Below are 18597 nucleotides of genomic sequence, written 5' to 3'. Positions count from 1 at the left end.
CCCCCGAACCTCCCCAGCTATTCAAAATTTTGTATTTTTACTCCAGCAGCTTCATATACCTTGCGGAGCTCGGGATATAAAAGCACCATCTGTCCGCGATTGTATTCGTGGATTCGCTGTTCCCAAAAATCATATTTCTGTTGCAGTTCCTTTCTCTGCGCTGGGGAAAGGGTCAACGGGTCCAGAAGTAGCTTCGATTGTTTCACCATCCACTTAAGGGTTTTCTCATAACCCTCATCATCGCGGATTTGCCGCTCGCCACTCATGTTGCAAGCCCCTTTTCCTTCCGCGCTTCTTTGATCTCCTTGGTGATGTTAATGAGTTGTTGGCATGCCTTATCAAACACCATACTTACTGTACCTGTGCCAACATTCCGACCCTTAGCCACGATCAAATCCATTAATCCTTTGCGATCACTGTCCGCGTTATAGTAATCGTCACGGTACAGGAAGATGACCACATCAGCATCACTCTCGATGTTTCCACAATCTCGAATGTCGGACATAACCGGACGTTTGTCATTGCGTTCATCCACCTTGCGGCTCAGTGCAGCCAAACAAATAACCGGAACATCAAACTTACGTCCAATTTGCTTTAACTCGTAACTGATATATTTATACATTTCGCGCTCACTACCGAATGATTTCTCGCTACGAAGGTGTTGCAGATAATCAACGTAAAGTGTAAGTTTCGGGAACTTACGAATCAGCTTTGAGACATTCCGTCGGATAGCTTCAACTGTCGGAGCTGAAGTATCATCGATGAAAATATTTCTTCCCTCGATAGTTTCAGCGCCATAACCGTATCGCTCCCAATCCCTCTCTGTCATCCGCCCTGATTTCATATGTGCCAATTCTATACGACTAGAAGCTGCAATCATCCGTTCAAGAATGTTCATATTTCCGTCTTCCCCTGATATAAGCAGAGCTGCTGATCCGTCCGCCGTAGAAGCAAGTATGTCGTTGCAGATGAAGGCTGTCTTTCCTACAGATGGCCGTGCACCTACTACGATGAAATCCTGTTCTTGATGGCCCTTGGTCAGATTATTCAGGTCATTTGAGCAGCTTTTCCGGCCTGTGATGCCACCAGGATTCTGCGAACGTTTAATAAGGAGTGACGTATGCCTTTTAATCAGATCGGATACCCGTACTACATCTCCACCATCGGATGTCTTAGCCTGTATAGCTTCTATTCGGGCTATTTCGCTTTTCATATCCTCCAGAGATCCACGAGAATATTGTTCGCGTGCCACCCTCTCTATTTCTCGTTGGACATGTGCTTCGTTGACTATTCCCATGTAGTGCTTAAACATAGCTGCTGATGTCTCAGGAACACTCCTTGATATATCTATCAACGCTACCCCGCCGCCAACCTTTGCGAGTTTGTCTCCCCAATGATTAATCAAGTCCGGGATATAAAACGGATCTTCTCTTTCGGAAAATTGATCATAGGCATATCGTAAAACCTGAAGGATCAGCCCGTTATCCCATTCTGGATTGAAACTGTCTTTACTAAGGACACAAACCTCCATAAGAGACTTATTCTTCATGATTGATCCAAGAACGTTTATTTCAGCTTCATACAGGTAGTTGTAGTCATTCAAGGTTGTCGTCACCACCTATCGACCGCTTTTTCGCTAATCGCTCCAGCAGTTCATGGATATGGTTTGGCATAGGAACAACCTCGTTTTTCTCATGGTACTCCAGCAGCGCAAGTTGCTCCTGCTTTTGCTCCAGCGCCTGAATGTCGTAAATGGATGGCTTAGGCTTGTTGTAGAAATTGCCCACAATATCCGATGGCTTTGGAGGAAATGGACTTGTGCGTAAGTGAGTCATTAAGTTCCTCCTCGCCTCTTCTACAGGAACTTCCTTAACCACCTCATACCAAACATTAAATGTCGATTGATCCTTGACCGATGGCCCGTGTACCTTCTCGCTGATAGCCAGGAGTAACGTCAGTTCTTCCCCCGTCACCATGCATCCCCCCTAATTTCTGTTCAAGGAACGAAGGTTCTTTTTTGGCTAAAGCTGTTCTGGCATCTCCGTATGTCTCACCATTCCAAGTCCAGTCATCTTGCCAGACCTCATGATTAACTGCTGTATCTCCACTTTTTAACGCCCTGCCTGACTTCTGGCAGTAATCCACATAGCAAGACGTACCTTTTATTATTTCGTCCATAGATACATTGCCTTTTTTTAATTCGGGTTCTACATGATTGTTCCAATGGACTGACGCTTTTGCTTTGCCCTTCTTATTCGGATATGAAGACCAGAATTTAACGAACGATTCTGTGTACTTCCGCATGTCCTGTTCCTCCTCTAAAGGTTTAAAACATTCTTCTTTACTACCTTCTTCTTTAATACCTTCTTCTTTCTGTGGTCGCTCTGCTGGTCGTTCTGCTGGTCGCTTGGAAAAATCCTGCTGGTCGCTATCACCCTCAAAGCCTTGCGGGGCAAGGGGTTCTGCTGGTCGCTCAGTAAAATCCTGCTGGTCGTTGTGCTGGTCATTCTGCTGGTCGCTTTTTATGGTTAAGGAAAGGGCATATTCAAAGGAGTAGACTGTGAATTTACTGTGTTTTGCAACTTGTTTTATGAACCCTTCCTCAACCATTTTTTTGATAAACGTTCGTAACCTTCGTTCTGAAATATCCAACCGGTTACTCCAAGCAGTTCGACCAAATATGAACTCTTTATGATGGACCGTAACTTCAATGCCCTCGATGACTCTTTTTTCAGGTTTATCTGAATACCGAGCGATAAAATACATTTCACAGAACACATTCCAGTAATCCTTATCGCGCCTTACCCAATGATTTTGTAACTCCCTCCCTATCTGGATGAAGCCACTCATTGCCTCACCTGCTTTACTTTAGAAGGTCCTATCGGCTAACATCAGTGTTCAATTCTCCTAAAGTTGCTACTGTGTAATCGTTGACCAGAGCAGTGAGAATCAGTTGCCCACCATCCTGCTGCTCGATAAATCTTTTGATTACTCTCAGCGAATCAAGTACAACCAAACCGCAGTCTCTAAATAGTTGGTCGATAACGTTTAAGTTAGTGATAATAGAGATGCCTTTTAAACCGGCTGCTCTGCATTCATTGAGGGCAGCTGCTACATCCAAAGGTAGCTCGACTTTTGTGTCAATACTTTGCTCGATCTGCTGTAGCAATAACACCCTATCTTCATTTGCAGTATCAAGATTAGCCTGTAGGGCAGACACTGCATCATTTGCACTGTCCAGCAATTTATGAAGATCCCGATTTCGCTTTTCTACTTCGTTAATCCGTCGAGCAAGGCGAGTCAGATCCTCAAGCATCCTATTCTTTTCAGCAAGCATACGAGCGTTAGAAGGTATATCAGACACTTTGATAAATTTCATAGAAGGGATGATTGCTCCGGTATGTGCTCCGGTGATAATCTGAGCAGCAAGAGTTGAGCCAGGGAATAGAAGGAATTTCTTTTTCTTTGTTGGGAGTAAACGAGCCTCATACTTACCTGCTCGAACACCTCTATGGGATTTCAAGACCTGAATTTCAATAGCCAATTGAACCGCCCCTTTTCTTAATTTTTCTTTGCCGTGATTTCCGATCTCTTCCTGTAGTTAGAGCTTCATAACAGCGTGGGCAGACACGCATTCTTCCTATATACTCCTCACGGTCGGGGTTGATCTCACTACCGCAGACCTGACAATCCAGTAGCAAAAGGAATATTTCAACTTGTACAGTAGGCTCAATTCTCATAGAGCTGATCCCGATAATCTATCGCCCACCGCTTACCTTCTTTGCTGTAATCAATCCAGTTATGACATGTTCCGGTATTAACACTAGGTCCGCAGAGCATTGCTACATCCCTCACAGTCGTTTTACCGTTGATTTTCCAGCGCCTAATTAAATGAGCACATTGTAATCCCTCTTTACTCCCACAGCGTTCGCACCGTCCACCTGATCGTTCCATAGCTTCGTTGTAGACTTCATTGCTGATTGCTCCCCGTTGTTTAGCGGTTAGTGTTTGACGACGATTATAAAGTTGTTGCTCTTTACTGTACGGATTCGCCATGATTGTCACCAACATCAGTTGCTTCGACATCAGTAGCTTCGTCCTCATGTACTCCAGACCAGTCAGTTACATCAATTACCTCACTCATGTCATCTGCAACTTCACGTTTAATTGTTCCGTCAGAAGACACAGCCCGTTGAAGATTAACTGATTCTTGAGTAGTGCTCTTTGGTAGCTTTTTATCACACAACGCCAGCAGGACTGTCTTTAGAGCCATTGAATCAAAATCATCCTTCCAAGGCCCATACATTTCCTTGTTCTTTTGCGATTTCGAAAATTTCAAAGCATGTTTAATGACCGTCTCCTTACTCATTACCGTGCAGACAAAACCTCCGCCTTTCATTACTGCATAAGCATAGTAGGCATATGCCTCACCGCGATCACCTTTGAAATTTGGAATGTGCTTAAATGTACCGTTGTTTCCTTTCTCATAGATGACCGTGTCGTTCTCACAAATAACATCGAACTCAAGCTCGGATACCAAACCACTGTTCCAAACCAGTTTTGCTATCCCACGATACCCTGGCTGGAACTGCGCTTCTTCTACCCAAACAACCTGCCCATCGATTATCCGTTTGTTTCTATAAGGGATGATGTGGGCTTCTTTAAGAGGGGTGTTTGGTTCCAAACCGAGTTGCGCGGATTGCATAAGCGCAGCCACAATGCTCATACCCTCACATTGCATCAGTTTCTGATTGGTTCTCACGACGGTAATTGCAACACGTACAAACCTTTCAACCCCAACATGTTCAGGCAGCGCACGCTTAAATTCTCCCTCCATTGATTGGATTAAATCGAACACTGTTTTTTTCTTTTCTGCAGGAGCTGCCGCCCCTGCTTTATTGGCTAGTGCTGCGCTAATACTGGACTGATCTATTTTTTTATCCGCCATCATTCTTCGCCTCCTATAACTTTAAAAGAACGAATACCTTTTTTATTTGCCTTCCATGTGAAACGAAGATCGCCTTGGAAATATGACTTTTCCGCATCTTTCATCATGCCTTTTATCTGATTTTTAGCAGTTTCTTCCTGCATAACAGCCGCAGCTTTTACCTTTCGAGCTTCAATCAAATTCTGAATCACTTCCCATGCTGATTCAGGTAAGTCGATATTCAGGTCTGGAGAGGTCTCTTTGTATGTTTCTTTGAGGTATTCCGTGTCCTGATGGCTAAACGATGGTGGCAGTTGCGCTAATACATTACCGTGCCAGAATTCTCGCTCAATCGTTATGAGATTATTAATTAGTTCATCATCACGTTCTACAACCCGCCATTGAAAGTCCCATCCACCTATAAGCACTGCTATATACCATCGCTCAGCACCAGTTACAGCCATATAGTGATTTGCCTGTAAAATATATTCTGTTGGTGCTGTTGCACCTTCCCAGTCAGTTCGACAATATTCCGCAGTATTCTTACATTCCAACCCAGCATTTTGTTTAGGCAGCCAACGATCAATGTTTGCTAACATATGGGGTTGATCAGGGTGTTGAAAAATTGCGTTCTGTTTAGTTGCCTTAATGCCAGTTTCTTCAGAGAACCAATCCGCTACAATGGGTTCGAGAATTCGCCCTGCTTTCATCTTGGGGTTATCTTCTAGCGGTGGAATTTCACCAAGTTTATCCAGATAAACTGCCATCGGAGACTTATAACGACTCAACCCGCAAATAGCTGCTACGTCACTACCCCCGATGCCCTTACGCCGCCAATCTAACCAATCGTCATGTGTCATATCTAAGGTGCTCACCAATCGTTTTGATCTCAAGGAGCTCAACGACATCTTTACACCATCCTAATATTCGTGATATATTGACCGTGAAATTTTTGTTTTAATGCTTGACTAACGTCCTTGGTTGCAGCCGAGGGCGTTATTTGTTTGTGTGGGATTTGTCTCCCATGGGTCCAAGGTGCGAACCAATACTTGGAGTGGAACATCAACTGCTTCTAACATGCAGCTCAAGCAGTGAGGTTGCCGGTTATCGTAAACTGCGTATATTGCGTCAGCTCCACAGCCACATTTGAGGGTCATTGTAATCACTCCCTGAATCATTTATGGCTGTAGAACTTGATGAACGGCTCCCCTGTACGTTTCGCCTTGGCTTTACGAATAGACCGAGTTAGCACGCCACCATATTCCTTAATGATTGCTGCAGTGACAACAGAGGGACCAAGTGATCCGGGGCTATAGGTGACCTTTTTAGATGCTTCGTGTTTGTATTTACGGCGGTATTTAGCTATTGCAAAATCTTTAGCAGCGCCACTTTGTAATGCAGCAACAAGAGCGTGACGTTTATTAGTGATGCGGAATTTTGGTTTCATGGATAATTCCTCCGATATGATTTATTTGCTGAAATTCAAGTGTTTTAGGGCTCAGAACCCCGATTTTGGCAAAAAAATAATAGGCCTTACTCGTTTTCGCAGTTTTCACAGCACCGCATATATCCAGTTTTATAACCGTCGATCACGTCTCTACATGCCTGACAGCGGAGACCTTCCACAACTTCTTCGATTTCTTTTTGACTTTGGGTTTCAGGTATTGGCATTTTCTTGTTCACCTCCTTCACATTGAATTAAATAGATACTCCCAAACTGACCATAAGCGCTTGATCCACCAGACTCATATCCTCCTCGTTGAGTTGCCCACTCCGGCTAATAAGTCTTGATTTATCGAGTGTCCGCAATTGCTCCAGCATAACCACCGACGTTTCTTTGGGCAGTCCATACGCCTTTGTATTAAGTACAACATGTATGGGTAAGTCTGGACGTTTTGTGCGTCCGATTATTGCAACAATGACAGTAGGGCTAAACCGATTACCGATATCATTTTGAATAATTAGCATCGGACGTTCACCGCCTTGCTCGCTCCCTTTGTTGCCAATTAGGTTTGCCCACCATATTTCTCCGCGTATTGGGTTAATACTCATACACTCACCGCCAAACGCTCAGCAGGTGTTGCCCAGATAGCAAGTAAAGCATCTCGATGTTTACGGTATTCTTGGTTTGCTTGCTGCTCCTTATTTTTGTCTAGTCGTTTCTTTGCTGCTTTCTGAGCCTTGAGCCAAAAGACCATTTTTTTCCGGTGGTACCGGACAGCATCTTTTGTTTCGATCATGTAAACTGCGCCTCCAGTTCTTCAAGCTTTTCACAAAAGTGCTGAACCAAATCCATATTCCCCGTGCACTGCGCTGCGTAGGATGCCTCCTTTATTCCATCTATCTCCTGAACGAGATTAAGGTTATCTAACAACAACGGCATGATCAGTTTTAATTCAGGTACACCTAGGATCAATTCTCCCTTTTTGTTGATGTTTAAGAATGCAATGGCGGCGAGTTGACGGTGTGACTGGTGTATCACAATTCCCATTTGTATAACCTCCGTTATTAAATTTTGAATTTACTGGCTGTTTACTGGATCAGATCTTCATGAGCATCATCTTTCAGAACTTTAATCAGCAGATCACGGAGAACAACTGCGCTTTCCCGTTCCATCACCGTAAATGACTTTGCAGGTGAGAGCACCGCTCCATCTTCTCCGGTGGTTTCTTCTTGCATTAGCGTAATTTGCACTGACTGACCCCGTTTAACTGTCAATGCTATCTGGGAGTCATTCAATGCTGCGGCATCTCTTAGCATAAATCAAACCTCCTAAAAGGAATTTTTACCCAGGACTATTGACTAAACATACGGTAAAGCCGTATAATCACATTACATCATATTCTCTGTTTCAGAGAGTGTTACTCAAAAAAAATTGCCGGACTAACCTTTAAGCCTCGATCACAAATCTTTTCCAGATCATGTGTAGACAATCTACATGTACCATCGAGTAGCTTATAAAGCTTCTTTTCACCAATGTCAGACTTATGCGCTACTTCCCTTATTACATATTTGTTAGAGATGATGTACTCCCTAAGCCGCTTACGGGCAACACTATCCACTTCTTTGTTTTCCAATTTCCTCCCCCCTTCTTCAGTGTTGTCATTTCTCTCTGTTTCGGAGAAATTTGGTAATCCAAATATAATTCTTCGTTTCGTATCTGTCAACAACAAAAATATTTGTTTCAGAGAATAATTTCTCTGATACGGCGAATCATGATAATATATGTGGAAAGAGGTGATGACAAAATGTTGCCAATCTACGCTGAACGTTTAAAAATGATGCGGCAGGAATTAAATCTTACTCAAATTCAAGTCCAGACCAAAACAGGCATTAATAACAAGACTCTTAGCGGTTATGAAGCAGGTCGTAATCAACCGGATTTCGATACACTGAAGGAACTCTGTGACTTTTACAATGTGACTACGGACTGGGTGCTAGGGCATACAAACAATAGGAAAATGACATTGACTAATGATCAAAGGGTCCTTGTAAACAAGGTCGATCTGGGGGATTCATCATTCATGGAATCACTGATTAGTTTCAATGGACGGGAACTTACTGCGGAGGAAAAAAAGAAAATACAAGCTATGGCTCAATTGTTGCTGCACAAAGATCAATAATTAGTTGCTCTATAAGAGCTTTGTTTTCTGGTGTATCTTTTGCAATGGCCTTAAGAAACTCAGCTACATCTACACTTTTAGTTTTAGTCGCTAACATATGTATGACCCCCAATTATTTTTTGAGTTATACGTGAACTATCGTTCTGATAAAAACAAAAATTCCATAGCGGAGGACAGATATGGCACTTTCCCGCGGGAAGTGTCTGTTGCGTTACATTCGTCAGTCCAGCGGTCTCACTCAGGAACTACTTTCGCAAGTTGTCCTTGAAAAGACTGGTTTATCCATCTCCACGGTCATGCTCTCACAATTCGAGAACACTAAGCGTCTCATGTCACCCGAACAAATGAGAGCCTTATGTATCGTGCTGAACTGCTCTGAGGTCGATCTGTATGAATGGCCTATGTAACGCAACGGGCTTGAGTAGGAATTTCTACTCCCCGACGGCAGAGTCCTAACAATATCGTTAATGTCAATATTGTCAAGAATTTTCGACCGGATGAATTACCTTTATTTAATATCATATCCCACCATTTGTAAATTTCATTTCATCCCGATGAATTTTATTGTACTAACACCGGAATTCGACAGCTTATTACAAGGGAGTTGTGGTAAACTTTTTCCGAAAAAAAAGAAGCCACACAAGTGGCTCCTAAATCATTAATTAATGACTAACATTTTTATGTCAGAAAGTGCACACTTTTCTTTAACCTTATTAAAATTGACTTTTGTAAAAGTGCAACGCTTTGAGGTTTTAGTTATACAATTTGTGAAGTAAGCGACACGATAAACTTCATCCATTATGACTATTTTATCTAAATTAACGACGTTTGTGCGATCAACGGTAGCAAAGTTATATCCGCTGCTATCTAGGGCGTTTTGCCAATATTTCAGTGTACCTCTCATATAGAATATTTCATCAATCGTATGAACGACAACTCTATCAATTTGACGAGCATATCCCAAAAAGGCGATGTTTCTTATTGGTAGATTTTCAATCCCCGTAGTAGCATCAATTTCCCTGCTTACAGTTATATAATCCACTTATACCATCTCCAATTTATTTCAATAGTTCTTCCGGTGCGTCAGCGCCATAAATCCAAAAAACGCTCGCTGGAGCTACTGTAATACCTGCGACAAATGCCAAAGCCGACGATATGAAGTTCCATTTCTTCATGTCTTTTTTCCACCCCCTTTCATGCGCGGAAATAATAGAAGCGCCTGGGCGAAGAAAGCAACGGCAACATATGAAGATGCTATCCAAAAGTTTATAGAAATCATCAAAACTGATAGTAACTTCAAAACAGGATAATATTTCTTTGGAATACGAGATTGTTTTTGGATATCGGTAGGGGCGAATAGGATAGCGAGGATCAAGCTCGTGATGTTAATAATCAATGTGGTTTTTTCACTAAAACCCATCATCGACAGACCTACGATTAATAGTGTCGAGACAACTACGCACAAAGTACCTGATTTTAGGTGTAATCCGCCCGAGACCATCCGCAATAATGCGAAGGAACTCATAACGATTATCGTTTCTTTGAGGCGGTCGTTTAGGATTGCTATGCCTAAAGTCAAAACAATAATAGATATAGTATTAATCAGGATTGCTAGGGAATGTTTTAATACTGCGACTGATGCCGGATGGTCAGGGGCTCTACGCTTTATACCTTCTGCCATACGACCAGCTAACAATTCAATCACATTTCACGCTCCTTTTGTATGGCATACCTCAAAAAGAACATAAGCGATACAGTGAGTAAGATAATCACGCTCCATACCTCATTAAGATAGAGTACAGTTGTGACGATAATTAAAAATGCTAGAATAGAAGAAATGACGATTAAGCGTTCATATTTTAAGCGAAACCTCTCAAAGTCATAGGAGAATCCATATCCGAATTTATAAAGTAAAGCTCCTAAAGGAATTACGATAATCGCTGATACTAACTGGACTAGATAACCATCTTCTGTAGAAGATTTCGCTACATCCATAGAACCAAACAATATAGCAGTGATCAACCATTGTATTAAAGCGAAAGCAGCCATCCCAACAGCAGATATAGTCAAAGAACCAATAAAAGAAACTCGAACTATTGTAGTAAACAAAAAGGCGATAAACAGAATATTAATCAGCGGGACAAGGTACGATAGTGAAAGTTCATTCCTCAAAATAAAGCTCTGCAAGTTCATGAATAGCGTAACGAGAAGAATTTGATACACATAATCGGAAGTTTTAAATCTGAATATCGCCATACATAATGAAACCCATGCGAAGGCTTCAATTGTCGAAAATAGCATAAACGACAATGCTTCAGTTATCACAATCATCACCCCCCCCCGAAACACATATTCATCTTTATTTCTTTGAACGCCATTCTTCGATTTTGTCTTGATACACTTGGATTGTAGTCTTAAACCAGAAAGGACGCTTCCCAACTTCTATATCTGGAGGTGGAAAGAATTTAGTTCTGCGAGTATGGTGCATGTTCTTGGGGTCAATCCCGAGTATTCCGGCAACTTCTGTGCTACCAAGTAAGGGAGGGATCTTCTTTCCTTTAGCAATGTTACGAGCCTCTTCCAACTCATTAAGTATTTCATGTACTTTGCTTCCAATCTCTCCACCCACTTCGTCAGCCCATTTCCGGTACTGATTCAGGGTCAATGTATCGCACCTCCATTGGTATATAAGGAATTTATTTCCTGAATTAAATATACGATATTACCGTACAAAACACAAGTGTTTATCGTATAAAAAAATACGATTATTTCTTAATAAAAGGCTATGTTATATTCTAATGTTGTTTTTGACGATAAGAAAAACCGCCTTGGTGAAAGGCGGTTTATTGAGATATCGTATCCGTTTGTTTAACTTTTGTATCACATCAAATAGTGAGTAAAGAAGATTTTTTTTCAATCTCTGCTTTTATTGTTGAAACACTTTGTTCGATTGATTGATTTGTAGTATCAATAATATTTGATTCATAGCGACCCAAATTGTTAAATTGCTCCCACATTTTTTCTACCAACTCAATGTTGGCATCTTCGTCCAATTTGGAACGATTGATTGCTCGTTTCATTGTTCCTTCTTTAGTCGCTCTTAAGATAATGTAATGTACTTCATAATTATCTTGTACGGCTTTTAACCACGGCTCTAAGAACCAGGGACCAACAATTCCATCAATAATCACATCGAACCCACCACGTGCAAATCGTTTTGCAGCTTCCAAAAAGGCTTCAATAACAATTAAGTTTTGTTCTTGTGATTCCGGTAAAAATGGAGGTATTCCCCCCTTATGAATATAGTGATAGAAATCATCAGTGTGCATATGTACCGACTTTGATAAATTAGACTCTTTAGCAACAATTGATGCCGTTGTACTTTTACCAGTCCCTGGTGAACCAGTAATTATAATAATTCTGCCTTGTTTCATAACTATTCTCCTTAATTAAAATGTAGGCTTAAAACAACACCCTTCAACTAACCAGCCCGTACCGCCACTCCTTTAGTTCGTGATTGCAAAAAGTAGATAAGCTCGTGATATTACCCTTGCCCTAATTATAGAACTTAGTTCGTATATATCAAATATCAACAACAAAATTTAACATAGCCTAATAAAAAAAAGAACTCTACAGTGAGAGTTCAAAGAGATAATTATTTTTTATTTGTCACCATCCCCGCCATACCTGCCACATTGGTCTGAAATACTCTATATGATCTTGTTCCAATAGCGTACTTACCCACTCCACTAATCCAGAGATACGGAAATATCTTTTTGTCTGGTCGCTGCCACTCCTCGTTGTGCCATTCGTTGCTTAAAAAGTAATGGTCATAACGAGTCAGTTTCTCCTTCATCTGCCTATCACTGTAGCTGCTACGTTGGATCTCAATATGCCACGGCATCCCCTTCCAGATCATAAAAGCATCAGGCTCCGGCATCCCTTTACTATACTTTGGCTCCACTAAAAACACGCGTGGTTTTTCAATCTGAGCTATCTGTTTATAGAAGTCTGCAATCATTAGGAAGTGTGGAATCTTCGTGGAGTCTCTTTTAATTGCCCCTTCTGCTGGAAAGTAAATGTACTGTCTGCGGTCATCAGAACAGGAGATATATTTGTCCCTCCGCAATCTTTTGAGAACGTAATTAGCAGCTGTAACTTTGTTTTTTACATCCTGAAAATGAAGGTCTGCAATTAAGTCTCTACTGAGCACTCGGAAACGTTGAATATCCTCAACGATGGCTTTATCACGCGCATTCATCACAACACACCCAGTTCAATAATATCGTCCTGCATCTCTTGTGAGGCTCTTTGTGGCTGTCTAATTTCCAATGGAGACTTACACCCCTTTAGCAATTCTTTGGCTTCTGACAACCCCAGATTTGGTCCTTGAACATACTTTAATCCATCCAGTTTTAACACCATACGGCCTTTCTCGCTGTCCTTTATATTTGCTGCGTCTACACTGTCAATTGTTATACGGGAGTTGATCCCATCAGCGTGCTTCAGCGCCATTCTGACCGTCAGATTTTGCTTCAGCTTACCATCTAATACTTGAGCATCTGGACGCTGCATGGAGAGTACAAGGAACACACCAAGCGCTCTCCCAATAGTACTGATCTCCTCAATTCCTTGCATGATGTCCTTTTCTTTTTTGAGCAAAGCCACCTCATCAACTGCTAAGATAATGTAATTTATCGGTTCCTCTAAGTCATCTATGTGTGCTACTCCTGCGGCTTCTAAGATGTCACCACGGCGTTTCATTTCGAGGCGTAGCATTATTACAAGCGCAAGGACTTCGTGGGTCTCATATACCACAGCTTGTGCAATGCCCTTGAATAAGTGAAACTCTGATCTCTTAAGGTCAGCACAATACAAATCAAGGTTATCTACGTTCCTTATTAACGTTGTGAGGATTGATCTTAGAGCCGCACTCTTGCCACTTCCCGTTTCTCCAGCAACTAATAAATGTGGATGTTCTACCATGTCATAAACTACATCCCCATGTCGGTCCTTACCAACATATACGGGCAGCCTGTTCATACCTAAGCTCTGGTCTATTTCCTCGGCGTTATATACAAATGATTGTATGGAGGTCGTGTAAATCGACATCATTATAGTGCGAGCGTCAATCAGACTTAACTCTGCCTCAAGTCCAAAGACCTGCTGAAAGATCCATGACTTTTTGAATACCTCTTGAGGGTCACTGCCTACAGGCAACATAAATGTTGCTTCTCTCCGATCCAGATACATCCTTGCAGACTTCACCACAGGCTGTACACGGTACGCCCTTCCCTTGTACCCTGTTAGATTACTGTGAAAGTCATTGGTCCTTAAAAGCGCTCCTAACTTACGTCTCATGACCTTCTCTGGAAATGACTGGTGCACCACTATAGCCCCAGCCACACACGCCCCGGCAGAAATTAAAGAGGAAGAAATAAAAATAATAACAACCTCCCTATTGTTTCAGAATTGAAAATAGCATAAGAACGCCAATCAGACCTGTACAACCGAAGTAGTAAAACTTATGTTGATACCTTTGCAATTACCAAGGCAGATAAAACCCGAACATGCCCCCAAGAACCCTGAAAAAATGACGCCATTCTACTGCTGCAATAAGACCGCAAACTACATAAGTACCAATCTTGACGTACAAGACAGCTCCAGGACGGCCGGATCGCTCCAAGTGTCTCTCTAGTGCATGTCCCGCCACGCCTACAATGCCTAGCTTTACGAATGGTTCAATCATCTCCATCCATCCTTTGGTTTGAACATTTCACTGACGCATTGATCACAAATACGAACAGAGGATAACGGCTTACCGCACTTCGTACATGCTGCTTGCGGCTTAACTTCTTTCATGGTTGATCACTCCTTTTTGGGTTAGACAAAACTTTCAACCTCAAATTCAAAATTGTCCTCCATTAGCTTCCTTGGGATGCTGGTCTGAGCTGACATAATTGCTGGAGCTATCCCTGTCATGTCCCTGTCAATCAGGCGTTTGATGTAACCGGATGAATTTGTCTTCCTGTAGGCATGTTCATAAGCCCGTTTCTGTTCCGGGTCCAGCACATTAAAGGTGACCTGTATCGCTTTAATCTCCACATTTCTAGGCATATAACTTCCTCGCAATCAGATAAAATGCCCTTGCGTTTGCACTAGACGGATCGCCTGGTATTAGCTTCACAGCAGGAAAGTATGGCAATAAATACTGAAGCAACTCCTCAGCTCCACCACCACAGAGATAAACTACATCCCCAGCTTTCCACCCTGCAGCAAGGGCTCGTAAAGCAATCTGCCGCCCAAACGCTGAGGGGTGAACGTTGCGATTAGTTTCCATCCCCATTCCTAAAGTAAAGCTCCCCTTATCGCTAAACCTCCGATCTATAAGAGTTCCAAAATTAACCGTACCGCTGCCTATGTCGATGATCCGAACCGTGCCACCTCCAGGTATTAATAAGCCTGCAGTAACCCCTTCAGCAGCTACCTCACATTGTTGTATAACTATCAACCTTCTATTGCCGTTGACCGTCAATTCGTGCCGCCCTTGCATCATTTTCTTGATAGCCAACTTTTCATCTGGGGTATGTGTGCTGATCGGTTGCCCCACCAATATCTTGTGCTCGGTTTGCTTGGAAAATTGATGTAATGCCAACAGGATTCGAAGCCTTGCATCCGGATGTGCCTTGGTTTCTCCTTTCTGACTTTCCGCACACTCGCTTTCGTATTGTGCAAGAGTTCCCGCAAAACCTCTTTGTCCTTCATACTCCCATTCATAGTCTGATTGCCCGTGTTGCTGCCTAATATTGCGCTCCCGATACTCACCAATCATTGATGGAAACTGTTTGAATTCCTGCCCATCGTAGTACATCGTTTTGTAGTTCCCGGCATCAATGGCTGATATCATATGCACCACTCCTTAGATGTCTAGTTACGTAAACATTTAGCCCCAGAGCTTGCTGTTACGTATCTACTTCAATATGTATCTCGTATTGCTTGGTCAATATAACCCGCTGTTTGTATAAATTTTCATAGATTTGTCCATCCTAGTTTTAAAGGGGTGGCGTTTATGGGAGTATTTGATTTCAAGAGAAGAACTAAACTAGGTAAGTGGATGGATCGGAATAGGGTTAGTCAAGAATGGATGATTAAAAATATCCCGTTAAACAGGAAAACCATATATAACCTTTGTAATGATATAGACCACGAACCTATAGAAACCACACAATTGAAAATCATTAGTAAACTTAGAAGAGTAGGCTATGACGTTAAAATTGATGATTTTTGGGATTAAGCAAACAACAGATTCATATGATATCTTCAAGACCCTGCTAATCTATTATTTGGGTGGAGGAGATGAATACAGATGTGGGCTGCTATAGGTGCTTTTAGCATAGTAATGATGATTGTTTTAATTGTAGTTGGGGTTATTTCGGCTGTAAGGAAGAAGAAAGCAATGAGGTTTTTTGGCGGAGCTACACTATTTTTTGTGTTGATGATTATAGCGGTCGTTAACACTCCAGTTCAATCAGACGAACCAGGAATCACGATAAGCGCTGCTGATCCGGTAGTCGAGGCGTTGGCCGATGAACCATCACCAACTATCAAACCAACACCAACCGCAACGGAGGCACCCAAAGAAACGGCAGCTCCTGTCGTTACATCAATAGATGTTGCGCGAAATGCCGTTCATAAAGCATTTGGTGAAACGAACTCTTTTGATAATTCAGACAGCATTAAAGAAATCACTCTCGATCAGGGCAAGACGCTTATAATAAAGGTTGTAGGTCAGGATAATCTGACTGATAAGATGATCCTTTTTATGATGCATTCGAACATAAAGGATATACTACAGGCGCTGCATAAAAACAAAGATATCGGTACAATAGCTTTTTCAATCTTATTCCCGATGCAAGACAAATTCGGGCAACAGTCCATGAGGGTTGTTATGAAGACAGAATTCAGTCCTGAAACAAGAGAAAAAATCGTTTGGGATAATTTTGTTTCGGATGACATCCCTGCTATTGCCGATGCTTATTGGCACAATGATTCCTTCGACTAAGTAACAGCTCAAAAAAATAGCCCTGCTGACCACTTAAGGTTGGGCGGGACTTTTTTCATAATCCAGGAATTTACTATGTATCCACACCTACAACATCCTCTATTATAATCCAATCCAATTACTTGAATAAATTTTCAATAAAGTCAACTATTTGTTTCCAAAATGAAAAGAGAAGTACAAACCCTGTTATTAAAGAGATAATAACTGAAAGAATTATTGGATGTCTTTGAGTGAAAGACCTTTTCTTTGGTGGCTTCTTGTTATTCAAATTGTTATTAGAGTTATTCCGATGCCCAACTGAAGTGTTTTTAAATTTATTATTATTTCCGATTTTTATATCGTTCATTCTTTACCTCCAAACCATTTCCCTAGTTTTGATCGTTGCAATTTATTTTTATCTCCAATTTCAATAGATCCTTCGTAAATAATTTGTTCTATGTTATATATTACCTGTTCTTTTTTCGAACTATTTTCATCTATTTGCAGTCTTATATCTAAATCATCTAATTTCACAAACTGTTTTTCAAGTTCCAAAATAACCTCAACCAATTTAGACTTCACATGAGAGACAATACCATCAAGTTGATTAGACGGAATCATTACATTCATTCCAGCAATTTGAAGATCGTTAACTGAGATACTATGACATAATGCAGTTGAGATTTGTTTTGCATATCTGTCTCTGTTTTCTCCATCTAATATAGTTTGAAGTGTTGCAATACTGTCAAGCACATCCAAAGTTATTATCGAATCAATTTCTTCTCTAGAAAGCAATGATTCCAGAGGTACTTGCGAATCGGTATATTTAAATCTTTGATTAACAATAAATGTTCCTATTGGACTACCTTTAAGTATTCTATACTTCGGAACTGTACCCTTTTCTTTGTAACCAGCTAACTCTCCATTAACCCAGCCCATAATCATTTCATTCTCTAGATCGTTCAGAATAATCTTCAATCTTAGAAGAATATTTTCGATACTTGTGTTACCGCCTACCAAATCTTTCAAAAGTTGACTTCTACTCATATAGATCAATCCTCTATAGTATATTATTCCTATTAATACATTATAGTAACAGGATTATTTTACCACAGTATAATAGTAACAACATTGGTTAAACAAAATAATTTTTAACTGAACAATGTAATTAACTACAACATAATATTCACTATTGAATTATGTATATTAACTCTATAACACTTGTAAGGTAAACTTTTCTGGACACGAACAAATACCCCGCTAACCACTTAAGGTTGACGGGGCTTTTCGTAAATACAAAGCTTGTGGGAATCTATAATGTATTCGCACCTATAACATCTTCTATTTCAATCCATTCCCAGTCATCATCACTTGTACGTAGCTTTAACTGCTGCCGATCTACACGCATCACAATTCCGCGTAGTTCCTTATCTTCAACTGGGTCAAATAATGTGAGGTTAATTGGGCTATGATCCTCCATTGATTGTACAAGTACCTGTGATATCTCAGTCAAAGCTTGAGGGTCTAAATCAGGTTTGTTACGTACTTCCTCATTATGAATATCGTCCAGCATCCTATTTTTATGCTCTGGCATAATCATTCGACTACTTTCCCACAATCCATTACCTTCGAGTTTCTTACGTGCCATACTTTTTCCTCCTAATAATACATCCAATAGTCCGTGTTACTCTCCTCAGTTTTATCTTTTATAACCTCTTTAGGATCTCTGTGAGATGGATTATCCCTTTCCCAACCTGAGATGATACAAGCCATCTCGGGTGGCGTATGCGGATTCCATTCGATATAGTTTTCCTCCGCCAGCTCTTTCAATCCATTTCGGATATCAACTGGCATTCGTCCACTCAATCGTTCTAACTCAGACAATGACGGCATCCGTCCAAAATGTCGTGAATAATGGGTTATGATCAATAAGAGCTTGCGCGATGTATCGCTTAACATAAATAAGGCCTCCAAAAATAAGAACATTTGTTTGTATTATATGCGCT

General features: G+C 41.2%; 33 protein-coding genes. 4 read left to right on the top strand and 29 right to left on the bottom strand.

The window, feature by feature from the left end; all coding sequences use genetic code 11:
* Positions 1–17: 17 nt before the first annotated feature.
* The 14 genes from ACFWMP_RS14170 to ACFWMP_RS14105 form a co-directional block, all read right to left on the bottom strand.
* The gene (locus ACFWMP_RS14170; protein WP_379424011.1) at positions 18–266 is read right to left on the bottom strand and encodes a hypothetical protein; all 249 of its coding nucleotides are present in this window, start codon (positions 264–266) and stop codon (positions 18–20) included.
* A complete protein-coding gene (locus ACFWMP_RS14165; protein ID WP_379424010.1) occupies positions 263–1603 on the bottom strand; it encodes a replicative DNA helicase in 1341 nt (446 codons plus the stop codon). The genes ACFWMP_RS14170 and ACFWMP_RS14165 overlap by 4 nt, the downstream gene beginning before the upstream one ends.
* Entirely contained in the window at positions 1596–1835 is a 240-nt protein-coding gene (locus ACFWMP_RS14160; RefSeq protein ID WP_379424009.1) for a hypothetical protein, read from the bottom strand. The genes ACFWMP_RS14165 and ACFWMP_RS14160 overlap by 8 nt, the downstream gene beginning before the upstream one ends.
* Before the next feature lie 55 nt (positions 1836–1890).
* Positions 1891–2850, bottom strand: a complete 960-nt coding sequence (locus tag ACFWMP_RS14155) for a hypothetical protein (RefSeq protein ID WP_379424008.1) — start codon at positions 2848–2850, stop codon at positions 1891–1893.
* A 28-nt stretch (positions 2851–2878) separates the two neighbouring features.
* Complete coding sequence (locus ACFWMP_RS14150; protein ID WP_379424007.1) at positions 2879–3544, bottom strand: hypothetical protein; 666 nt, start codon at positions 3542–3544, stop codon at positions 2879–2881.
* Between the two features lie 185 nt (positions 3545–3729).
* The gene (locus ACFWMP_RS14145; RefSeq protein WP_379424006.1) at positions 3730–4086 is read right to left on the bottom strand and encodes a hypothetical protein; all 357 of its coding nucleotides are present in this window, start codon (positions 4084–4086) and stop codon (positions 3730–3732) included.
* Positions 4037–4951, bottom strand: coding sequence for a recombinase RecT (locus ACFWMP_RS14140; RefSeq protein WP_379424005.1), 915 nt, complete (start codon positions 4949–4951; stop codon positions 4037–4039). The genes ACFWMP_RS14145 and ACFWMP_RS14140 overlap by 50 nt, the downstream gene beginning before the upstream one ends.
* Positions 4948–5835, bottom strand: a complete 888-nt coding sequence (locus ACFWMP_RS14135; RefSeq protein WP_379424004.1) for a YqaJ viral recombinase family nuclease — start codon at positions 5833–5835, stop codon at positions 4948–4950. Before ACFWMP_RS14135 ends, ACFWMP_RS14140 begins: the two co-directional genes overlap by 4 nt.
* 266 nt (positions 5836–6101) lie before the next feature.
* Entirely contained in the window at positions 6102–6374 is a 273-nt protein-coding gene (locus ACFWMP_RS14130) for a hypothetical protein (RefSeq protein WP_379424003.1), read from the bottom strand.
* 251 nt (positions 6375–6625) lie between these two features.
* On the bottom strand, positions 6626–6979 hold the full coding sequence (locus ACFWMP_RS14125) for a type II toxin-antitoxin system PemK/MazF family toxin (protein WP_379424002.1): 354 nt from the start codon (positions 6977–6979) through the stop codon (positions 6626–6628).
* Entirely contained in the window at positions 6976–7167 is a 192-nt protein-coding gene (locus ACFWMP_RS14120; protein WP_379424001.1) for a hypothetical protein, read from the bottom strand. The genes ACFWMP_RS14125 and ACFWMP_RS14120 overlap by 4 nt, the downstream gene beginning before the upstream one ends.
* Positions 7164–7418 carry a DUF7667 family protein gene (locus ACFWMP_RS14115; protein ID WP_379424000.1) on the bottom strand — a complete coding sequence of 85 codons (255 nt, stop codon included), beginning with the start codon at positions 7416–7418 and terminating at the stop codon, positions 7164–7166. The genes ACFWMP_RS14120 and ACFWMP_RS14115 overlap by 4 nt, the downstream gene beginning before the upstream one ends.
* A 41-nt stretch (positions 7419–7459) precedes the next feature.
* Positions 7460–7687: a hypothetical protein gene (locus tag ACFWMP_RS14110; protein WP_340970280.1), complete on the bottom strand. Its 228-nt coding sequence runs from the start codon at positions 7685–7687 to the stop codon at positions 7460–7462.
* Positions 7688–7788: 101 nt separating this feature from the next.
* Positions 7789–8004, bottom strand: coding sequence for a helix-turn-helix domain-containing protein (locus tag ACFWMP_RS14105; protein WP_340970282.1), 216 nt, complete (start codon positions 8002–8004; stop codon positions 7789–7791).
* A gap of 171 nt (positions 8005–8175) precedes the next feature.
* On the opposite strand from ACFWMP_RS14105, the gene ACFWMP_RS14100 reads away from it, so the two are divergent.
* Positions 8176–8550 carry a helix-turn-helix domain-containing protein gene (locus tag ACFWMP_RS14100; RefSeq protein WP_340970284.1) on the top strand — a complete coding sequence of 125 codons (375 nt, stop codon included), beginning with the start codon at positions 8176–8178 and terminating at the stop codon, positions 8548–8550.
* Here ACFWMP_RS14100 and ACFWMP_RS14095 read toward each other — a convergent pair.
* Complete coding sequence (locus ACFWMP_RS14095) at positions 8516–8647, bottom strand: hypothetical protein (protein ID WP_340970286.1); 132 nt, start codon at positions 8645–8647, stop codon at positions 8516–8518. The two genes, ACFWMP_RS14100 and ACFWMP_RS14095, sit on opposite strands and share 35 nt — an antisense overlap.
* 82 nt (positions 8648–8729) lie before the next feature.
* Here ACFWMP_RS14095 and ACFWMP_RS14090 point away from each other — a divergent pair, with 82 nt between their 5' ends.
* Positions 8730–8957 (top strand): helix-turn-helix domain-containing protein, encoded by a 228-nt coding sequence (locus tag ACFWMP_RS14090; RefSeq protein WP_379423999.1) that lies wholly within the window; start codon positions 8730–8732, stop codon positions 8955–8957.
* Positions 8958–9208: 251 nt separating this feature from the next.
* Here the strand turns inward: ACFWMP_RS14090 and ACFWMP_RS14085 are convergent, their stop codons facing one another.
* The 11 genes from ACFWMP_RS14085 to ACFWMP_RS14035 all read right to left on the bottom strand — a co-directional run bounded on the left by ACFWMP_RS14085 (position 9209) and on the right by ACFWMP_RS14035 (position 15457).
* Positions 9209–9592, bottom strand: coding sequence for a LytTR family transcriptional regulator DNA-binding domain-containing protein (locus ACFWMP_RS14085; protein WP_379423998.1), 384 nt, complete (start codon positions 9590–9592; stop codon positions 9209–9211).
* A gap of 16 nt (positions 9593–9608) precedes the next feature.
* Positions 9609–9725 carry an AgrD family cyclic lactone autoinducer peptide gene (locus ACFWMP_RS14080; protein WP_379423997.1) on the bottom strand — a complete coding sequence of 39 codons (117 nt, stop codon included), beginning with the start codon at positions 9723–9725 and terminating at the stop codon, positions 9609–9611.
* Positions 9722–10255 carry an accessory gene regulator ArgB-like protein gene (locus ACFWMP_RS14075; RefSeq protein WP_379423996.1) on the bottom strand — a complete coding sequence of 178 codons (534 nt, stop codon included), beginning with the start codon at positions 10253–10255 and terminating at the stop codon, positions 9722–9724. Before ACFWMP_RS14075 ends, ACFWMP_RS14080 begins: the two co-directional genes overlap by 4 nt.
* On the bottom strand, positions 10252–10875 hold the full coding sequence (locus ACFWMP_RS14070; protein ID WP_379423995.1) for a hypothetical protein: 624 nt from the start codon (positions 10873–10875) through the stop codon (positions 10252–10254). Before ACFWMP_RS14070 ends, ACFWMP_RS14075 begins: the two co-directional genes overlap by 4 nt.
* A gap of 34 nt (positions 10876–10909) precedes the next feature.
* Positions 10910–11215 (bottom strand): hypothetical protein, encoded by a 306-nt coding sequence (locus ACFWMP_RS14065; RefSeq protein WP_379423994.1) that lies wholly within the window; start codon positions 11213–11215, stop codon positions 10910–10912.
* Positions 11216–11435: 220 nt separating this feature from the next.
* Positions 11436–11984 (bottom strand): P-loop nucleotide/nucleoside kinase family protein, encoded by a 549-nt coding sequence (locus tag ACFWMP_RS14060; RefSeq protein ID WP_379423993.1) that lies wholly within the window; start codon positions 11982–11984, stop codon positions 11436–11438.
* A gap of 221 nt (positions 11985–12205) precedes the next feature.
* Complete coding sequence (locus ACFWMP_RS14055) at positions 12206–12811, bottom strand: replication-relaxation family protein (RefSeq protein ID WP_379423992.1); 606 nt, start codon at positions 12809–12811, stop codon at positions 12206–12208.
* Positions 12811–13911 carry an FtsK/SpoIIIE domain-containing protein gene (locus ACFWMP_RS14050; protein WP_379423991.1) on the bottom strand — a complete coding sequence of 367 codons (1101 nt, stop codon included), beginning with the start codon at positions 13909–13911 and terminating at the stop codon, positions 12811–12813. The genes ACFWMP_RS14055 and ACFWMP_RS14050 overlap by 1 nt, the downstream gene beginning before the upstream one ends.
* A gap of 184 nt (positions 13912–14095) precedes the next feature.
* Positions 14096–14299 carry a hypothetical protein gene (locus tag ACFWMP_RS14045; protein WP_340970306.1) on the bottom strand — a complete coding sequence of 68 codons (204 nt, stop codon included), beginning with the start codon at positions 14297–14299 and terminating at the stop codon, positions 14096–14098.
* A gap of 134 nt (positions 14300–14433) precedes the next feature.
* Entirely contained in the window at positions 14434–14667 is a 234-nt protein-coding gene (locus ACFWMP_RS14040; protein ID WP_379423990.1) for a hypothetical protein, read from the bottom strand.
* Positions 14660–15457, bottom strand: a complete 798-nt coding sequence (locus tag ACFWMP_RS14035; protein ID WP_340970309.1) for a ParM/StbA family protein — start codon at positions 15455–15457, stop codon at positions 14660–14662. The genes ACFWMP_RS14040 and ACFWMP_RS14035 overlap by 8 nt, the downstream gene beginning before the upstream one ends.
* Positions 15458–15619: 162 nt before the next feature.
* On the opposite strand from ACFWMP_RS14035, the gene ACFWMP_RS14030 reads away from it, so the two are divergent.
* Together ACFWMP_RS14030 and ACFWMP_RS14025 are read left to right on the top strand one after the other, a co-directional pair.
* Positions 15620–15844, top strand: a complete 225-nt coding sequence (locus ACFWMP_RS14030) for an XRE family transcriptional regulator (protein WP_379423989.1) — start codon at positions 15620–15622, stop codon at positions 15842–15844.
* Positions 15845–15916: 72 nt separating this feature from the next.
* The gene (locus tag ACFWMP_RS14025) at positions 15917–16612 is read left to right on the top strand and encodes a hypothetical protein (protein WP_379423988.1); all 696 of its coding nucleotides are present in this window, start codon (positions 15917–15919) and stop codon (positions 16610–16612) included.
* Between the two features lie 342 nt (positions 16613–16954).
* Here ACFWMP_RS14025 and ACFWMP_RS14020 read toward each other — a convergent pair whose 3' ends face one another.
* The 3 genes from ACFWMP_RS14020 to ACFWMP_RS14010 all read right to left on the bottom strand — a co-directional run bounded on the left by ACFWMP_RS14020 (position 16955) and on the right by ACFWMP_RS14010 (position 18550).
* A complete protein-coding gene (locus tag ACFWMP_RS14020) occupies positions 16955–17638 on the bottom strand; it encodes an AbiTii domain-containing protein (RefSeq protein WP_379423987.1) in 684 nt (227 codons plus the stop codon).
* Positions 17639–17903: 265 nt separating this feature from the next.
* Positions 17904–18239 (bottom strand): YolD-like family protein, encoded by a 336-nt coding sequence (locus ACFWMP_RS14015; RefSeq protein ID WP_379423986.1) that lies wholly within the window; start codon positions 18237–18239, stop codon positions 17904–17906.
* A gap of 11 nt (positions 18240–18250) precedes the next feature.
* Complete coding sequence (locus ACFWMP_RS14010; protein ID WP_379423985.1) at positions 18251–18550, bottom strand: LexA family transcriptional regulator; 300 nt, start codon at positions 18548–18550, stop codon at positions 18251–18253.
* Between the last annotated feature and the right edge of the window lie 47 nt (positions 18551–18597).

The sequence above is a fragment of the Paenibacillus sp. NPDC058367 genome (assembly GCF_042723305.1).
Classification (GTDB): Bacteria; Bacillota; Bacilli; order Paenibacillales; family Paenibacillaceae; genus Paenibacillus_AQ.
This window is presented reverse-complemented; position numbering and strand designations above follow the sequence as displayed.

What these genes read in the sequence shown, in the direction of transcription:
- ACFWMP_RS14030 (WP_379423989.1), top strand. Translation starts at nt 15,620, where the DNA reads ATGGGAGTATTTGATTTCAAGAGAAGAACTAAACTAGGTAAGTGGATG.
- ACFWMP_RS14125 (WP_379424002.1), bottom strand. Translation starts at nt 6,979, where the DNA reads ATGAGTATTAACCCAATACGCGGAGAAATATGGTGGGCAAACCTAATT.
- ACFWMP_RS14120 (WP_379424001.1), bottom strand. Translation starts at nt 7,167, where the DNA reads ATGATCGAAACAAAAGATGCTGTCCGGTACCACCGGAAAAAAATGGTC.
- ACFWMP_RS14060 (WP_379423993.1), bottom strand. Translation starts at nt 11,984, where the DNA reads ATGAAACAAGGCAGAATTATTATAATTACTGGTTCACCAGGGACTGGT.
- ACFWMP_RS14080 (WP_379423997.1), bottom strand. Translation starts at nt 9,725, where the DNA reads ATGAAGAAATGGAACTTCATATCGTCGGCTTTGGCATTTGTCGCAGGT.
- ACFWMP_RS14035 (WP_340970309.1), bottom strand. Translation starts at nt 15,457, where the DNA reads ATGATATCAGCCATTGATGCCGGGAACTACAAAACGATGTACTACGAT.
- ACFWMP_RS14155 (WP_379424008.1), bottom strand. Translation starts at nt 2,850, where the DNA reads ATGAGTGGCTTCATCCAGATAGGGAGGGAGTTACAAAATCATTGGGTA.
- ACFWMP_RS14170 (WP_379424011.1), bottom strand. Translation starts at nt 266, where the DNA reads ATGAGTGGCGAGCGGCAAATCCGCGATGATGAGGGTTATGAGAAAACC.
- ACFWMP_RS14050 (WP_379423991.1), bottom strand. Translation starts at nt 13,911, where the DNA reads ATGAGACGTAAGTTAGGAGCGCTTTTAAGGACCAATGACTTTCACAGT.
- ACFWMP_RS14140 (WP_379424005.1), bottom strand. Translation starts at nt 4,951, where the DNA reads ATGATGGCGGATAAAAAAATAGATCAGTCCAGTATTAGCGCAGCACTA.
- ACFWMP_RS14110 (WP_340970280.1), bottom strand. Translation starts at nt 7,687, where the DNA reads ATGCTAAGAGATGCCGCAGCATTGAATGACTCCCAGATAGCATTGACA.
- ACFWMP_RS14090 (WP_379423999.1), top strand. Translation starts at nt 8,730, where the DNA reads ATGGCACTTTCCCGCGGGAAGTGTCTGTTGCGTTACATTCGTCAGTCC.
- ACFWMP_RS14145 (WP_379424006.1), bottom strand. Translation starts at nt 4,086, where the DNA reads ATGTCGAAGCAACTGATGTTGGTGACAATCATGGCGAATCCGTACAGT.
- ACFWMP_RS14010 (WP_379423985.1), bottom strand. Translation starts at nt 18,550, where the DNA reads ATGTTAAGCGATACATCGCGCAAGCTCTTATTGATCATAACCCATTAT.
- ACFWMP_RS14025 (WP_379423988.1), top strand. Translation starts at nt 15,917, where the DNA reads ATGTGGGCTGCTATAGGTGCTTTTAGCATAGTAATGATGATTGTTTTA.
- ACFWMP_RS14045 (WP_340970306.1), bottom strand. Translation starts at nt 14,299, where the DNA reads ATGATTGAACCATTCGTAAAGCTAGGCATTGTAGGCGTGGCGGGACAT.
- ACFWMP_RS14100 (WP_340970284.1), top strand. Translation starts at nt 8,176, where the DNA reads ATGTTGCCAATCTACGCTGAACGTTTAAAAATGATGCGGCAGGAATTA.
- ACFWMP_RS14130 (WP_379424003.1), bottom strand. Translation starts at nt 6,374, where the DNA reads ATGAAACCAAAATTCCGCATCACTAATAAACGTCACGCTCTTGTTGCT.
- ACFWMP_RS14020 (WP_379423987.1), bottom strand. Translation starts at nt 17,638, where the DNA reads ATGAGTAGAAGTCAACTTTTGAAAGATTTGGTAGGCGGTAACACAAGT.
- ACFWMP_RS14040 (WP_379423990.1), bottom strand. Translation starts at nt 14,667, where the DNA reads ATGCCTAGAAATGTGGAGATTAAAGCGATACAGGTCACCTTTAATGTG.
- ACFWMP_RS14095 (WP_340970286.1), bottom strand. Translation starts at nt 8,647, where the DNA reads ATGTTAGCGACTAAAACTAAAAGTGTAGATGTAGCTGAGTTTCTTAAG.
- ACFWMP_RS14160 (WP_379424009.1), bottom strand. Translation starts at nt 1,835, where the DNA reads ATGACTCACTTACGCACAAGTCCATTTCCTCCAAAGCCATCGGATATT.
- ACFWMP_RS14135 (WP_379424004.1), bottom strand. Translation starts at nt 5,835, where the DNA reads ATGTCGTTGAGCTCCTTGAGATCAAAACGATTGGTGAGCACCTTAGAT.
- ACFWMP_RS14115 (WP_379424000.1), bottom strand. Translation starts at nt 7,418, where the DNA reads ATGGGAATTGTGATACACCAGTCACACCGTCAACTCGCCGCCATTGCA.
- ACFWMP_RS14055 (WP_379423992.1), bottom strand. Translation starts at nt 12,811, where the DNA reads ATGAATGCGCGTGATAAAGCCATCGTTGAGGATATTCAACGTTTCCGA.
- ACFWMP_RS14015 (WP_379423986.1), bottom strand. Translation starts at nt 18,239, where the DNA reads ATGGCACGTAAGAAACTCGAAGGTAATGGATTGTGGGAAAGTAGTCGA.